This is a genomic window from Bordetella parapertussis (assembly GCF_020735925.1).
Lineage (GTDB): Bacteria > Pseudomonadota > Gammaproteobacteria > Burkholderiales > Burkholderiaceae_B > Bordetella > Bordetella pertussis.
This window is the reverse complement of sequence record NZ_CP085971.1, coordinates 618,662-633,466: the sequence shown is the minus strand read 5'-3', so window position 1 is coordinate 633,466 and position 14,805 is coordinate 618,662. Positions and strand designations below refer to the sequence as shown.

Below are 14,805 nucleotides of genomic sequence, written 5' to 3'. Positions count from 1 at the left end.
AATCGCGCCCTACATTGCAGCCATACGCCACTGCCCGGACCCCGCCATGAACCTCCCCGTCCGCCCCGCTCCAGCCTACGCCACGCCCGAAGCGCGCTGGGCCGCCGTCCAGGCGCGCGACCCGGCGGCCGACAGCCACTTCGTCTATGCCGTGCGCACCACCGGCGTGTACGGCCGGCCCAGCAGCGCGGCGCGCCTGCCGCGCCGCGAGAACGTGGAGTTCTTCGACAACGCCGAGGCGGCGCGCGCCGCCGGCTACCGGCCCAGCCGCCACAACGCGGCCGACCGCACCGTCACCGCGCGCCAGCACAGCGCGCTGGTGGCCGCCGCCTGCCGCCATATCGAGCAAGCCGACACCCCGCCCACGCTGGAGGCGCTGGCCGCCCACGTGGGCCTGAGCCCGTTCCACCTGCACCGCCTGTTCAAGGCCGAAACCGGCCTCACGCCCAAGGCCTATGCCAGCGCCCAGCGCGCGCGCCGCCTGCGCGCCGAGCTGGGCGAGTCGGCCAGCGTCACGGCGGCCATCTACGACGCCGGCTTCAATTCCAACAGCCGCTTCTACGAGGCCTCGCAGCAGCTGCTGGGCATGGCGCCGCGCGCCTACCGCGCCGGCGGCGCCAACGCCCGCATCCGCTTCGCCGTCGCCCAGTGCGCGCTGGGCGCCATCCTGGTGGCGCAAAGCCAGCTCGGCATCTGCGCCATCCTGCTCGACGACGACCCCGACTACCTGGTGCGCCAGTTGCAGGACCTGTTCCCGCGCGCCACGCTGATCGGCGGCGACGCCGGCTTCGAGCGCCTGGTGGCCGAGGTGGTGGGCTTTGTCGAAGCGCCCGCCCTGGGCCTGAACCTGCCGCTGGACGTCCGCGGCACCGCCTTCCAGGAACGCGTCTGGCAGGCGTTGCGCGAAGTGCCGCCGGGCGCCACCGTCAGCTACACCGACATCGCCGAGCGCATCGGCGCGCCCAAGGCCGTGCGCGCCGTGGCGCAGGCCTGCGCAGCCAACCGGATCGCGGTGGCCATCCCGTGCCACCGCGTGGTGCGGCGCGACGGCGACCTGTCCGGCTACCGCTGGGGCGTGGACCGCAAGCGCGAACTGCTGCGCCGCGAAGCGGCCACCCCATGACGCCCGTCCTGACGCCCGGTATCCTGCAAGCCGGCGCCGCGGCCATCGCCGCCCTAGACCGCGCCGCCCTGCACGCGCGGCTGGACCGCGACGGCTGGGCCCTGCTGCCCGCGCTGTTCGACGCGCCGGCCATCGCCGCGCTGCTTGCCTGCGCGCCGCCGCAAGGCGCGGGCAGCGCGGCCGGCGTCTTCGCGCCGCTGCGCGCCGCGCTTTATGCGCAGCTCGCGCCGCTGGCCAACGCCTGGGCGCAAGCCCTGCAGACCGGCTGGCGCTATCCGGCCTCGGCGCCGGCCGGCGTTCCACCCGACATACGCCTGGACCTCGTCGAGGCCGGCCACGCGCGGCCGCTGACGCAGCACGAACCCGCGCCCGACGTCTTCCCGCTGCAGCTCGTCGTCCTGCTGTCGGACCCGAAGCGCGACTTCGCGGGCGGCGAACTCGTGCTCACCGAGCAGCGCCCGCGCATGCAATCGCGCCCCATCGTCATCCCCCTGCGACAGGGCGATGCCGCGCTCATCCCCACCGCCCACCGGCCCTGCCGCGGCGCGCACGGCTTCTATCGCGCCAGCCTGCGGCAGGCCATCAGCCCGGTGCGGGCCGGCCGGCGCGTCGGCCTGGCGCTGCTGCCATGAGCCCGTCCGCGCGCCGCTGGCGCCTGATCGGCGCCGACGGGCAGCCCTTGCTCAGCGCCGAACCCGGCACGCTGGGCGGCCACCGCCGCGGCCGCCTCTACGGCCGCCTGGATTGCCGCGCCGCCGCGCGCGCGCTGGCGCGAGGCGGCTATGCCGCCCAGCGTGTCTTCTTCCTGGACGAAGCCAGCGCCGTCGCCGCCGGCTACCGTCCCTGCGCGGTCTGCATGCCGCAGGCCTACGCCGCCTGGAAAACCGCCCGCGCCCACAAGCGCGCCGCCATGGAGTAAAACAGGCAGGACGCTCCTGCCATCCGGAACCGCCGCCATGTCCTCCGCCTTTCCCGCGCCCGCCCCCGATTTCGACCAGCCCCTGCAATTGCTGGCCGCCTGTCACGGCCGCATCGAACGGCAGTGCGCCACGCTCGAACGCCTGGCCGCCCACCTGCGCGCGCAAGGCAGCGACGACGCGGCGCGCACCGCCGCCGCCAGCGTCATGCGCTACTTCGACAGCGCCGCCGTCAAGCACCACGAGGACGAGGAACAGGATCTGTTTCCCGCCCTCATCGAATCCATGGCCGGCTCCGACGCCGTCTGCCTGCGCCAGCTGGTCGGCTCGCTGACCGACGAACACCGCGCCCTGGGCAGCGCCTGGCGCCGCGTGCGCGAGGTGCTGCAGCAAGTCGCCGACGGCCAGGGCGCCGCCTTCGCGCCCGGCCAGGCCGAAGACTTCATCGCCGCCTACCGCGCCCACCTGCGCCGCGAAGACGAAGAACTGCTGCCGCTGGCCGAGCGCCTGCTCGACGACGGCGCGCTGGCCGACATGGCGCAGGCCATGCGCGACCGGCGCAGCTAGGCCGCCGCCTCCTCCCTCCCCCGCACCGACCGCGCGCCGCCGCGCGCGGCGCCCTGCTTGCGCCCGAATTCATCCGGCGCGCGCCGTTGACAAACACGCCCCATCCAAATAGGATCCCGATCTAGAAATTTTGGGATCCCATTTTTGCGCGCGCGCCGCCGGCAGCGCCGCGCGCCCCGCCGCCGGCCGCGCCGGCCGGGCTGTCCTGTTTCATCTACCCAAGGAGACTTCGATGACGTGGAGAGTGGATTTGATTGCGCAGCACATCGAGGTGGAGAACCGCCACCTCATGAACGAGATGCTGGCCACGCTGGCCGACGAGAACCCGGTGCGCGACGAAGTCGCCGGCCGCGTCTATCGCGGCAAGGACCAGGTCGCCGCGCGCTACGCCGAACTGTGGCAGGCCTTCCCGGATTTCAACGTGCGCCCGGTGCGCTACACGGAACAGGAAGGCATCGTCGTCATGGAAGCCATCTACACCGGCACCCACCACGGCGCCTACCTCGGCCTGCCCGGCTCGGGCAAGTCGTTCAACGTGCGCCTGGTCAACGTGTTCGGCTTCGACGACGAGCGCATCGAAAGCGAAACCATCTACATCGACCTGGCCGGCCAGCTGCGCCAGCTCGGCATCACCGCGATCCCGCGCAACTGAGGCAAGGCGCGGCGGCCCGCCGCGCCCGCCACGGCAACCAGGAAGCAAGCATGCACATCGATTACTACTTTTCCGTCGTGTCCGACTGGGCCTACTTCGGCGGCGAACGCCTCGAACGACTGGCCCGCCGCCATGGCGCCACGATCCGCCACAAGCCCATGCAGCTGTCCGCCGTCTACGCGCAGACCGGCGGCATCCTGCTGCAGCAGCGTTCGACGCAGCGCCAGGCCTACCGCGTGACCGAGCTGGAGCGCTGGCGCGACCACCTGGGCATCCCCATCACCCTGCATCCGCGCCACTACCCGGTCGACGACATCCCGGCCTCGTGCGCCATCCTGGCGGCGCAGGAACTGGGCATGGCCACCGGCGACTACGCCAACGCCGTGCTGCGCGCCATCTGGACGCAGGAGCGCGACATCTCCGACCCGCGCACGCTGGACGAGATCGCGCGCGGCCTGGGCCTGGACGCCGACGCGATCCTGCAACTGGCGCAGGCGCAGCACATCCGCCAGCGCCTGGCCGACAACACCCGCGAGGCCATCGGCCACGGCGTGTTCGGCTCGCCCTTCTACCTGTGCAACGGCCATCTGTTCTGGGGCCAGGACCGGCTGCCCTTCCTGGAAGACGTGCTGGCCGGCCGCGTCGGCGCCTACGCCGGCGCACCTGCCTAGCACGCACACCTATTCATAAAACGAGGAGACAACCATGTTGCGTACCGCAAGAACCACGCTCGCCATCATCGCAGCCGCCACGCTGCTTGCCGCCTGCAGGGCGGCACCGACCGCCCGCAGGCCGCCAGCGGGGCGCAGCCGCGCACGCTGCAGCTGGCGCACGTTTCGGTGGAGAACGAAGACGACATGTACCACCACCTGGCCGCCGGCTTCGCCGAGCGCGTGGCCCGGCACACCAACGGCGCGGTCAAGGTGCAGGTGCTGGGCGGCGCCCAGCTGGGCGGCGAACGCGACGTCGCCGAGGGCATGCAGCTGGGCAGCATAGACATGAGCGTCATCGCCAGCTTCGCGCTGGGCGCCTTCGAGAAGAAGGCCATGATCTTCGACCTACCCTACCTGTTCAAGGACTACCCCACCGCCTTCCAGGCGCTGGACTCGTCCTTCACCGACGGCATCGAGGCCGACCTCGAGAAAACCGGCCTCAAGGTGCTGGGCTGGGGCCACGGCGGGTTTCGCAACCTGTACAACTCGAAGCAGCCCATCAGGACGCTGGCCGATCTCAAGGACATGAAAGTGCGCATGCCCGAGAACCCCATCTACGTGGACACCTGGCGGGCGCTGGGCGTGAACGTCACGTCCATGGCCTACCCCGAACTGTTCACCGGCCTGCAGCAGCGCACCATCGACGGCGCCGAGAACCCCACCGCGCTCTACTACACCAGCCGCTTCTACGAGGCGGCCAAGTACCTGTCCAAGACCGAGCACGTCTACGTGGCCATCCCCATCGTCGTGTCCGCGCGCATCTGGACCAGCCTCGCGCCCGAGCAGCAGGCCGCCTTCCAGCAGGCCGCCGACGAAGCCATCGCCGCGCAACGCCAGTTCCTGCTGGCCACCGAGGCGGCCACCGAGAAGAAGCTGGCCGAGGCCGGCGTGGCCATCAATGCCGACGTCGACAAGGCCGCGTTCCGCCAGGCTGCCGCCCCCGTCTACGAACGCTACAGGAACACCATCGACCCCGAGCTGGTGAACCGCGCGCAAGCGCTGGCGCAATAGGCCGGCCATCGCCATCGAGAGATTCCCCGACATGAAACGCGCACTACTCGCCGGGCTCGCCAGAACGAGCCAGGGCTGCGACGTCCTGTGCAAGGCGCTGGCCGCCGCCTTCCTGGCCATCATCGCCATCGCGGCGACGGCCCAGGTCGTCGGCCGCTACCTGCTGGGCTATTCGCCCCCCTGGATCGAAGAGCTGACCCGCTACAGCTCCATCTGGATGACCATGCTCGGCGCCGCCGTGCTGGTCAGGGCGAACGGCCACGCCGTCATCGACATCCTGGTCGCCCGCTTCGAAGGCCGCGCCCGCCGCGCGCACGCCGCCTTCGTCAACGGCGCCATCCTGGCGGCCGCGGCCATCCTGGTCGTCCAGGGCATCGACATCATCGCCATCGTCCACAACCAGCTCAGCCCCGCCATGCGCATCTCGATGGGCTACGTCTACGCGGCGCTGCCGGCGGGCGGCCTGTTCATCGCCGTGCAAAGCCTCGCCGCCCTGGCGCGGGACCGCAGCGCCGCCCCCGACGCGGAGATATGAATGCAAGACGCCCTGTTGCTGTTCTCGCTGATGTTCGCGCTGTTCCTGGCCGGCATCCCCATCGCCTTCTCGCTGCTGCTGTGCGGCGCGATCTTCCTGCTGGCCACCGGCCTGCGCCCGCTCATCGTGGTGCCGCAGCGGGTCATGACCGGCCTGGATTCGTTCCCGCTGCTGGCCATCCCGCTGTTCATCCTGATGGGCAACCTCATGGAGAAAGCCGGACTTTCGCGGCGCCTGATCGACCTCATCGACATGCTGGTGGGCCGGGTGCATGGCGCGCTGGGCTACGTCACCATCCTCGCCTGCGCGATGTTCGGCGCGCTGACCGGCTCGGCCCCGGCCACCGTGGCGGCCATCGGCGCCATCATGATGCCGGCCATGATCGCGCAGAAATACCCGCCGCAGCTGGCCACCGGCGTCACCGCCTCGGCCGGCGCGCTGGGCAACATCATCCCACCCAGCATCGCGCTCATCCTCTACGGCGCCACCGTCAACGTCTCCATCCCCAAGCTGTTCGTGGCCAACATCGTTCCGGGCCTGCTGATGGCGCTGGCCTTCATGGCCACCAACTTCCTGCTGGCGCGCCGGCTGCGCGTCCCGCGCCAGCCGGCGCGCGCCTGCACGGCCGGGCAGGCAATCCGGATCGTGTGGCGCGCCGTGCCGCCGCTGCTCATGCCCGTGGTCATCCTGGGCGGCATCTACGGCGGCGTGTTCACGCCGACCGAAGCCGCCGCCGTCGGCGTGGCGCTCAGTCTGGCGCTCGGCCTGTGCTACCGGCAGTTCACGCCGCGCAACCTGTGGCGCGTCATGGTCGGATCGGTCGAGACCTCATCCATGGTCGGCTTCATCCTGGGCGGCGCCGGCATCTTCGGCTGGATCCTCGCCTCGGCGCGCATCCCCTCCCTGCTGGCCACCGAGCTGGCGCCCGTCCTCGACAGCCAGTTCCTCTACCTGGCGCTGCTCACCGTCTTCCTGCTGCTGGTCGGCTGCATCATGGACGCGGGCGCGAGCATCATCATCCTCGCCCCCATCCTCGTGCCCATCGGCCTCATGCTGGGCGTGGACCCCATCCACCTCGGCGTGGTGTTCTGCGTCAACCTGGTGGTGGGCTTCTTCACGCCGCCCTTCGGCCTGAACCTCTTCACCACCGTATCCGTATCGCGGCAGCCCTACGAAGTCGTGGTGCGCGGCGTCCTGCCCTTCGTGCTGGCCGCCATCGCCGTGCTTTTCATCCTGGCCTACGTGCCCGGCCTGTCGCTCGCGCTGGTCAGGCTGATGGAGAACTGAACCCCATGGACCTCGCCTGCCCCACCCCGCACGACCTCGCCTACGCCAGCGCCGCCGAGCTGGCGCGGCTCTACCGCGCCCGCGCCGTCTCGCCGCTGGACCACGCGCGCGCCGTGCTGGACATGGTCGACCGCTGGAACCCCGTCGTCAACGCCTACTGCCACCTCGACCGCACGCTCACCCTGCAACAGGCCGCCGCCTCCGAAGCGCGCTGGATGCGCGACGCCCCGCTCGGCCCGGCCGACGGCGTCACCTACGGCATCAAGGACATCCTGCTGGCGCGCGGCGCGCCCACCGGCTACGGCTCGCGCGCCGCCTGCGTCGCGCAGCCCGCCACCGAGGACGCTCCGGCCGCCGCGTGCCTGCGCGAAGCCGGCGGCGTGTTCGTCGGCAAGACCACCACCTCCGAGTTCGGCTGGAAAGGCACGGCCGACAACCTGCTCACCGGCGCCACCCGCAACGTCTGGGACACCCGCCTGACCAGCGGCGGCAGCAGCGGCGGCGCCGCCTGCGCCGCGGCCGCCGGCATGGGCACGCTGCAGGTCGGCACCGACGGCGGCGGCTCCACCCGCATCCCCGCCAGCTTCTGCGGCATCGCCGGCATGAAAGCCACCTTCGGCCGCGTTCCCGCCTGGCCCGCCGGCCCCATGCTGACCCTGTCCAACGTCGGCCCCATGGCCCGCAACGTCGCCGACCTGGCCTGCCTGCAGCGCATCATCGGCCAGCCCGACCCGCGCGACTGGCACGCCGTGCCCGCCCCGCGCCACGAACGCGCGCCGCCCGCCAGCCTGCAAGGCCTGCGCATCGGCCTGCACCTGGACCGCGACGCCTGCGACCCCGAAGTCGCCGCCGTCATCGGCCAGGCCGCCGAGCGCCTGGCCGCCCACGGCGCCCGGCTCATCGACACGCGCCTGCCCCTGGACGGCTGCGACAACCTCATCCGCGCCCACTGGCAGGCCGGCGCGGCGTGGCTGGCGGCGCAGATACCGCCGCAGCGCCAGGCCCTGCTCGACCCCGGCCTGCAAGCCGCCGCCGCGCACGGCCGCGAGCTGCCGCTGCCCGACTACTACCGGGCGATGATCGGCCGCCAGAAACTGGGCGAGACCATGGCCGCCCACCTCGCGCAATTCGACCTCGTGCTCACCCCCACCGTCCCCATCCTGCCCTTTGCCGCCGGCCGCGAAGCCCCCGAGGACGCCGCCTCGCAGGACTGGCTGGACTGGAACCCCTACACCTACCCCTTCAACCTCACCCGCCACCCGGCCATCTCGCTGCCGGCCGGATTCAGCGCCGCCGGCCTGCCGGTCGGCCTGCAACTGGCGGCCGGGCTGTACCAGGACGAATGGCTGCTGGGCGTGGCGGCGTTGGTGGAGGCCTGCCTGGGCGTGGCGGGCGGCGTGCCGGCGGGGCTACGGGAAGGGACGCGGCAGGCAGTGCGGGCGCGGGCCTGAACGGCTCAATCCGCGCAAAGCCGTTCGATCTCGCCGCGGGCGCAGGCAATGAAAGCCGCCACCGCGTCCGCGCAGCGGCCCAGCCCGTCGGCCGCCTGCCCCAGGTAGCTCGCGCGCGCCATGCGCAGCACGGGCCGATGCTCGGGCGCGATCCGCTCCAGCAGCCAGGCCGCCGCCGCGTCCTTGGACGCGATGCCGCCCGTCGCGGCGGTGTACCAGCCGCGCGCCAGCGCGAGCACGATGTTGCGTTCGTCGCCGGCCCAGTCCTGCGGCGTATTCCATTGCGCCACCGTATCGCGCAGCGCGCGCGCCAGGTCGGCCCCGGGCACCGGCGCAAACAGCGCCTGCGCGGCCGGGCCGCGCAGCGCGACGCTGTGGGCGCGCGCCTTGGTCAGCAGGATGGCCAGGTCGTGGTCGAACACAGGCGCTTCGAACACGCCGGCGCGGATATCGTCGCGCAGCCACTCGCCAAACTGCATCAGCCGCCGCGCCGGGTAGCGCCACGGCACGACATCGGCCAGCGCCAGCACCGTGACTTCCAGCGCGCGCAGCGACGCCGAGGCGCCGGGGAACGCCGACACGTCCAGCAGTTCGCGCATCAGCGCCTGCAGCGCCGACGCATCCGGCGGCGCGTCCACCGTCACCAGCAGGTCGATATCGCTATGGGGCCGCAGCCCGCCGTCCACCGCCGAGCCGAACAAATGGATCGCCACGATATGCGGCGCCAGATGCCGTTCGAGCATGGCGCAGGCGCGCGACAGTTGCGGTTCGATGGAGAGCGCGGGGTCTTGGTCCATGGAGCAGATGCTAACAAACGGAGCGGCATGGCGCCGCGCGCAGGTCGCAGGGACCAGGGCCAGGCTCAGTGGCTGTTGACCCAGTCCTGCGTATCCTGGATGAACCAGGGCAGGTTCAGTTTCTCGCCCTCGCCGGACTGTATGGTCAGGCGCTGGCCCGAGGAGCCAGGGGCGCGGTTGGCGCCCTGCGTCGCGGCCGCTGGCGGGCTCCGGTAGTCCAGCTCGGTGTGCCGGGGCGGATTGTCCGCGCAGGCCGCCATCGACGCGCACGCGGCCGCGGCCAGCAATGGCCGCAATGCCAAACAAAGGGTGTTCATGATGTTCAGGTTCCAGCTGGCGGCACAGGCCGAAGTGCCGGGCAATCAAGGCCTCCAGCTTCGTACCTTACTCGCAATACGGGGTCTGCGTCAGCGCCGGGCCGGGCGGCATGAAAGTAGAGGAATTGCCCCGGCCGCCGGGCTACACTGCAACATCCGGGGTTCCTGAACATCCATGGAGTTTTTCATGAAAAAGTCCATATTCCCCTGTGCGGCTTCCCTGCTCTGCCTGTTCGGCCTGGGCGCCGCCGCCCAGACCGTGACGCCGCTGCAAGGGCAGTCTCCCGAAACCACCCAGCAAGACATGGCCGCCTGCCAGACCCAGGCGGGCAGCACCGGCAGCGCCAGCACCGACAGTTCGCGATCCGGCGGACGCGTGCGGGGCGCCGCCGCCGGGGCGGCCGCGGGCGCGGCGGTGGCGGGCGTGCGCGGCCGGCAGCACGAAGAGGTCTATGACCGGGTGGACGACGACGTCAAGCAAGAGTACCGGCAGAACAAGGCCAAGGATGGCGCGGCGGCGGGGATGGTCGTGGGCGGTTCGCGGCAGCGCCAGGACCGCCGCCAGGACCGCAGGAATGACGCCCAGCAAGGCACGGCCGCGTCCTCGGCCTACAGCAGTTGCATGCAGCAGCGCGGCTACCAGGTAACGCCTTGAGCGCCGCAAGCCGTTCCTGAGCCGCCCCTGCCGGCAGGCGGGCGGCGGCTCCTCAGGCAGGCACCGCCCCTTCGCCGTCCATCACGCCAGCCGCCCGCCTTGCCTGCTTGTCCGCATACATCAAGCGGTCGGCTTCCTTCAACACGGCTTGCACGGAGCTCGCGGACGGGTCCACGCTGACCACGCCCAGGCTCGCGCCGGGATAATCGAAGCCGCAATCGGCGAAGCGGTAGGCGCCCACCAGCAAGGGCGCCAGGCGCTCGCGCATGGCCGCGGCGGCCGCGTCCGGGCCGCCCGATGCGGACGCGGGCACCAGCCCCACCACCACGAACTCATCGCCGCCCCACCGGCCCAGCGTGTCGCTGGCCCGCAGGCCGGCCGACATGCGCCGGCCCGCCTCGACCAGGAACTTGTCGCCGATCTCGTGCCCGTAGGTGTCGTTGATCGACTTGAATCCGTCCAGGTCGATGAACGCCACCAGCACGCGCTGCTGGAGGCGTTTCGCCAGCGCGAACAGCCGGCCCAGTTCGGCCAGCACGGCGCGCCGGTTGGGCAGGCCGGTCAGGGCGTCGTAGTTGGCCGCATAGCGCTCGTCCTGGCGGCGCATCACCATCTGCCGCGCCGCCTGGCCGGACAGCAGAATCACCACCAGGCCGACGGCCGCGACCAGCGTGGTCATCCACACGTGCTGCGTGCGCATGGGCGCCAGGTGGTCCAGCGAAGCCAGCGTCAGCAGGCGGTAATGCGTGCCCGACAGCGGCTGGCGCCGCACCAGGTAGGGCTTGCCGTCGATCAGCCATTGCTCGGCGCGGCCGGCGCCGCCCGCGGCGCGCACGTCCATGGGCTCGCCCGGCGCTTCCTCGCCGTCCGGCGGCAATACCGTGCCCGGCGGCAACAGCGCGGCCACGTTGCGCAGCATGAAGGGGTCGGCGGACGCGGTGATCACGCGCCCCTGCCGGTTGACGATCAGCGCGGTATGGCGCCCCGTCAGGTACAGTGCCACCTCGGGCGCGTCGAACTTGACCGTGACCGAGCCCAGCGGCGTGTCGTCGGCGTCCTCGATGCGGCTGGCCACGAAATACGAAGGGCTTTTGTTCAGCCGGGCGATGCCGAACGAATAGCCGTTGCCGGTGCGCAGGGCGTCGATGAGATAGGGCCGGCCCGCGTAGACCATGCCGACGATGCTGTCGGGTTCGGCCCAGTTGCTGGCCGTCACCGTGTCGTCCGACATGTTGTTCATGTAGATGCGGGCGTAGCGCAGGTCGCTGGCCAGCGCGTTCATGAAGTCGCCCACCTTGCGCACCAGGGGATCGCGCGTGAAGAGCGCGGCGCGCTGCTGGCGGGTGAGCGCGGCGGCGCCGGGCGGATCGGTGCGGTAGCGGGCGGCGAGCTCGGTGACCTGGCCCTGGCGCGCCACCATATTGGCCACGCTGACCATTTCGGTGAACAGCCGGTCCATCACCCGCGCGGTGGTCCTGGCCTCGTACTCGGCGCTGGCCGCCAGCCGGTCGAGCTGCGCCGTCACGATCCGCTGCGAGATCCACCAGCCCAGGCCGGCCGCCAGCGCCAGCCAGGCCAGGGCCACGCCCAGCGTCACATGGCGCACGATCCGCTGCATGGGCTGTGCACGCCTGCCTTGGTTGTGCAACACGTTATTCGCTCCCCTCGCTGGCCGGCCGCCAAACCGGCTTTTCCCGGCATTCGTGGTGTTTCCGGGCGTGGACGGGAGTATAGGAGGGTTCCAGCGCACGTGCATGGCCGGGGCGCCCTCGTATCCATATGTTCAAATACCCCTTCCCCACGCCCGCCCCCTTGCGCCCGATGCGATACGAACTTACCGATATGCGTCTATTCGTCGCGATTGCCGATGCGCGCAGTCTGTCCGGCGGCGCGAACGCGGTGCACCTGACGACCTCGGCCGCCAGCTACCGCCTGAAGAACCTGGAGCAGGCGCTGGGCGTGCCGCTGTTCAAGCGCGAGGCGCGCGGCATGGAACTGACCGCCGAGGGGGAGTTCGTGCTCAAGCACGTGCGCGCGATCCTGGCCGGCGTCGAGACCATGCAGGGCGAGGTCAGCAGTTTCGCGCGCGGCATCCGCGACAGCGTGAAGCTGTTCGCCAACAGCAGCTCGCTCAACGGTTTCATCGTGCCCAGCCTGGGGCGCTTCCTGGCCGCCAATCCGCAGGTCAACATCCTGCTCGAAGAGCGCCCCAGCAATACCATCGAGGCGGCCATTGCCGGGCACGAGGCGGACATCGGCATTTTTGCCGGGCAGTCGCAGTCGGTGGGCGTGCTGCCGACCCGCTATGCGCTGGACGAGCTGGTCATCGCCGCGCCGCGCGCGCATCCCGTGGCGGCCGGCGGGCCGGTGAAGTTCGCCGAGGTGCTGGATATCGAGTTCGTCTGCATGAGCCGGGCCAGCAGCAATTTCGTGTTCCTGCGCGACATGGCCAAGCTGACCGGCAAGTCGCCGCGGGTGCGCATCCACGCGCATACGTTCGAGGCCCTGCTGACGATGGTGCAAGCCGGCGTGGGCGTGGCGCTGGTGCCGCGCAGCGTGGCGGCCGAGGCGCTGGACAAGCAGCGCATCGCGGTGGCGCCGCTGGACGAACCCTGGGCGCGCCGCGAGCTGACGCTGGTGACGGCCTCGGAGGGCCCGCTGTCGCCCATTGTGAAGCAGGTGACCGCGCACCTGCTGGGCGACCCGGCGGTGTCCGCGACCCGGCCCGCCCCCGGCTGAGCGGCCGCTCAGCGGCTGCGGTTCTTCTTGCTTTCCAGGAATTCGTTCATGAACTTCTGAGGTTCGCCGGTGTTGAAGGCGGCCCCGAATTCGGCCACGCTGTCGTCGATGGCCTGATCCACCGACATGTTCTCCCAGCGGCGCAGCAGCCGCTTCTGCTGGCGCAGCACGGCCGGGCCCAGTTGCGCCAGGCCCAGGGCCATTTGCCGCATCGCGCTGTCAAGCTCCTCGGCCGGCACGCTGCGCGTGACCAGCCCCCAGGCCAGCGCCTGGCGGGCGTCGATGAGTTCGCCGGCCAGCAGCATCCAGGCGCTGTTGGCCGCGCCGATCAGGCGCGGCATCAGCGCCGCGTGGATCACCGAAGGAATGCCGACCTTGACTTCCGGCATGCTGAACTGGGCGGTGTCGGCGCATACGCGCAGGTCGCACGCCAGCGCGAACTCCAGGCCGCCGCCCAGGCACCATGCGGGGATGCGCGCGATGACCGGCACCGGCAGATGCCGCACATCGTCGCACAAGGCCTTGAGCCCGGAGATGAACCGGCGCGCCCTGGCCTCGTCGAGCTGCGCCATCTCGGCGATGTCGGCGCCGGCGATGAAGGCGCGGTCGCTGGCGCCGCGCAGGATCACCACGCGGGCGCCCGGCTGTTCCTTCAGCCAGGCCAGCGCTTCGCGCAGGCTCTCGATGACGGGCGTGCCCAGGATATTGAGCACCCCGGCGTCGCGGATGGTGAGCGTGGCGATGCCGTTGTCTTCGATGACGGCCTGCGCATGGGCCCCTGAATACACTGCGTTGGTCATTCCTGTACTCCTGAAATCAAGGTTCGGTGGCGCGGGCCGCGGCGGCGTCGTGTCCAAGCACGGCCGCGCTGTGCTCGCCCAGCAGCGGCGGACAAGCCTGCAGCGCGTGGGCCGGCGCGCCGGCCAATAACGGGTTGCGCACCAGGCGCATTTCGCCCAGCACGGGATGCCGGACGGTCTGCAGCAATTCGCGGTGCCGCACCTGCGGATGGGCGAACACTTCGTCCAGCGTGTGGATGGGCCCCCACGGCACGCCCGCGGCGTCGAAGGCATCGGTCCAGGCCTGGCGCGGCGCGCCGGCCAGCGCGGCGGCCAGCATGGGGCGCAGCGTGGGCATGTGCTCGAGCCGGGCGCTGTTGGTGGCGTAGCGCGCGTCGCCGGCCCATTCCGGATGGCCGACGACCTTGCAGAAGCGCGCGAACTGGCCGTCGTTGCCGATCGCCAGGATCAGGTGGCCGTCGGCGCACGCGAACACTTCGTACGGCGCGCAGTTGGGATGGGCGTTGCCGGTGCGCTGCGGCGCCTTGCCCGACACCAGGTAGTTGGCGCCCTGGTTGGCGTTCAGCGCCACGGCGACATCCAGCAGGCAGATGTCCAGCGGCAGCCCCTGGCCGGTCTGGTCGCGCTGGCGCAGCGCGGCCAGCACCGCCGAGGTGGCGTACATGCCGGTCATCAGGTCCACCACCGCCACGCCGGTGCGCAAGGGGCCCGCGCCCGGCATGCCGTCGGGCTGGCCGGTATAGCTCATCAGGCCGCCCATGCCCTGGAAGACGTAGTCGTAGCCCGGCTTGCCGGCCATGGGGCCGCTCTGGCCGTAGCCCGTGATGGAAAGATAGATCAGGCGCGGGTTCACGCGCGCCAGCGAGGCATAGTCCAGGCCGTACTTGGCCAGGCCGCCGGCCTTGAAGTTCTCGACCAGGATGTCGGCCTCGGCCGCCAGCCGGCGCACCGTCTGCGCGCCGTCCGGCCAGGAGAAGTCCAGCTCGATCGACTGCTTGCCGCGGTTGCAGGCCATGAAATAAGCCGACATCGAGGCCTGGCCGTCGGGCGACGTCTGGTCGGGCGGCCCCCAGCCGCGCGTATCGTCGCCGCTGCCGGGCTGTTCCACCTTGATGACCTCGGCGCCCATGTCGGCGAGGTTCTGCGTGCACCAGGGGCCGGCGAGAATGCGCGAAAGGTCCAGCACTTTGACGCCGCGCAGCGCGTTGTGAAGCATGACTACTCCAGACTTGTTTGATCCG

General features: G+C 71.1%; 17 protein-coding genes. 12 read left to right on the top strand and 5 right to left on the bottom strand.

From position 1 onward, the window contains the following. Nucleotides 1-46 precede the first annotated feature (46 nt). The 10 genes from ada to LK409_RS02910 all read left to right on the top strand — a co-directional run bounded on the left by ada (nt 47) and on the right by LK409_RS02910 (nt 8,256). Nucleotides 47-1,123: a bifunctional DNA-binding transcriptional regulator/O6-methylguanine-DNA methyltransferase Ada gene (gene ada, locus LK409_RS02955; protein WP_003809128.1), complete on the top strand. Its 1,077-nt coding sequence runs from the start codon at nt 47-49 to the stop codon at nt 1,121-1,123. Further along, nucleotides 1,120-1,755, top strand: a complete 636-nt coding sequence (locus LK409_RS02950) for a 2OG-Fe(II) oxygenase (protein ID WP_010927812.1) — start codon at nt 1,120-1,122, stop codon at nt 1,753-1,755. The genes ada and LK409_RS02950 overlap by 4 nt, the downstream gene beginning before the upstream one ends. Next, on the top strand, nt 1,752-2,042 hold the full coding sequence (locus LK409_RS02945) for an Ada metal-binding domain-containing protein (RefSeq protein WP_010927811.1): 291 nt from the start codon (nt 1,752-1,754) through the stop codon (nt 2,040-2,042). Before LK409_RS02950 ends, LK409_RS02945 begins: the two co-directional genes overlap by 4 nt. Nucleotides 2,043-2,079: 37 nt before the next feature. Beyond that, a complete protein-coding gene (locus LK409_RS02940; protein WP_003809125.1) occupies nt 2,080-2,607 on the top strand; it encodes a hemerythrin domain-containing protein in 528 nt (175 codons plus the stop codon). 232 nt (nt 2,608-2,839) lie between these two features. After that, nucleotides 2,840-3,259, top strand: coding sequence for a nuclear transport factor 2 family protein (locus tag LK409_RS02935; RefSeq protein WP_010927810.1), 420 nt, complete (start codon nt 2,840-2,842; stop codon nt 3,257-3,259). Between the two features lie 50 nt (nt 3,260-3,309). Further along, complete coding sequence (locus LK409_RS02930) at nt 3,310-3,930, top strand: 2-hydroxychromene-2-carboxylate isomerase (protein WP_010927809.1); 621 nt, start codon at nt 3,310-3,312, stop codon at nt 3,928-3,930. 168 nt (nt 3,931-4,098) lie between these two features. Next, nucleotides 4,099-4,983, top strand: a complete 885-nt coding sequence (locus LK409_RS02925; RefSeq protein ID WP_226376509.1) for a TRAP transporter substrate-binding protein — start codon at nt 4,099-4,101, stop codon at nt 4,981-4,983. A gap of 31 nt (nt 4,984-5,014) precedes the next feature. Continuing rightward, nucleotides 5,015-5,518: a TRAP transporter small permease gene (locus LK409_RS02920; protein ID WP_010927807.1), complete on the top strand. Its 504-nt coding sequence runs from the start codon at nt 5,015-5,017 to the stop codon at nt 5,516-5,518. Next, the gene (locus tag LK409_RS02915) at nt 5,519-6,805 is read left to right on the top strand and encodes a TRAP transporter large permease (RefSeq protein ID WP_010927806.1); all 1,287 of its coding nucleotides are present in this window, start codon (nt 5,519-5,521) and stop codon (nt 6,803-6,805) included. A gap of 5 nt (nt 6,806-6,810) precedes the next feature. Further along, nucleotides 6,811-8,256: an amidase gene (locus LK409_RS02910; protein WP_010927805.1), complete on the top strand. Its 1,446-nt coding sequence runs from the start codon at nt 6,811-6,813 to the stop codon at nt 8,254-8,256. Nucleotides 8,257-8,261: 5 nt separating this feature from the next. Here LK409_RS02910 and LK409_RS02905 read toward each other — a convergent pair whose 3' ends face one another. Next, nucleotides 8,262-9,053, bottom strand: a complete 792-nt coding sequence (locus tag LK409_RS02905) for an AadA family aminoglycoside 3''-O-nucleotidyltransferase (protein ID WP_010927804.1) — start codon at nt 9,051-9,053, stop codon at nt 8,262-8,264. A 65-nt stretch (nt 9,054-9,118) separates the two neighbouring features. After that, nucleotides 9,119-9,370: a hypothetical protein gene (locus LK409_RS02900; RefSeq protein ID WP_010927803.1), complete on the bottom strand. Its 252-nt coding sequence runs from the start codon at nt 9,368-9,370 to the stop codon at nt 9,119-9,121. Nucleotides 9,371-9,557: 187 nt separating this feature from the next. On the opposite strand from LK409_RS02900, the gene LK409_RS02895 reads away from it, so the two are divergent. Beyond that, nucleotides 9,558-10,025 carry a YMGG-like glycine zipper-containing protein gene (locus LK409_RS02895; protein WP_226376508.1) on the top strand — a complete coding sequence of 156 codons (468 nt, stop codon included), beginning with the start codon at nt 9,558-9,560 and terminating at the stop codon, nt 10,023-10,025. Between the two features lie 52 nt (nt 10,026-10,077). Here LK409_RS02895 and LK409_RS02890 read toward each other — a convergent pair whose 3' ends face one another. Further along, entirely contained in the window at nt 10,078-11,781 is a 1,704-nt protein-coding gene (locus tag LK409_RS02890; protein WP_010927801.1) for a sensor domain-containing diguanylate cyclase, read from the bottom strand. A 65-nt stretch (nt 11,782-11,846) separates the two neighbouring features. On the opposite strand from LK409_RS02890, the gene LK409_RS02885 reads away from it, so the two are divergent. Continuing rightward, complete coding sequence (locus LK409_RS02885) at nt 11,847-12,764, top strand: LysR family transcriptional regulator (protein ID WP_010927800.1); 918 nt, start codon at nt 11,847-11,849, stop codon at nt 12,762-12,764. An 8-nt stretch (nt 12,765-12,772) separates the two neighbouring features. On the opposite strand, the gene LK409_RS02880 is transcribed toward LK409_RS02885, so the two are convergent. Together LK409_RS02880 and LK409_RS02875 are read right to left on the bottom strand one after the other, a co-directional pair. After that, nucleotides 12,773-13,564: an enoyl-CoA hydratase gene (locus tag LK409_RS02880; RefSeq protein ID WP_010927799.1), complete on the bottom strand. Its 792-nt coding sequence runs from the start codon at nt 13,562-13,564 to the stop codon at nt 12,773-12,775. 16 nt (nt 13,565-13,580) lie between these two features. Continuing rightward, nucleotides 13,581-14,780 (bottom strand): CaiB/BaiF CoA transferase family protein, encoded by a 1,200-nt coding sequence (locus LK409_RS02875; RefSeq protein WP_010927798.1) that lies wholly within the window; start codon nt 14,778-14,780, stop codon nt 13,581-13,583. Between the last annotated feature and the right edge of the window lie 25 nt (nt 14,781-14,805).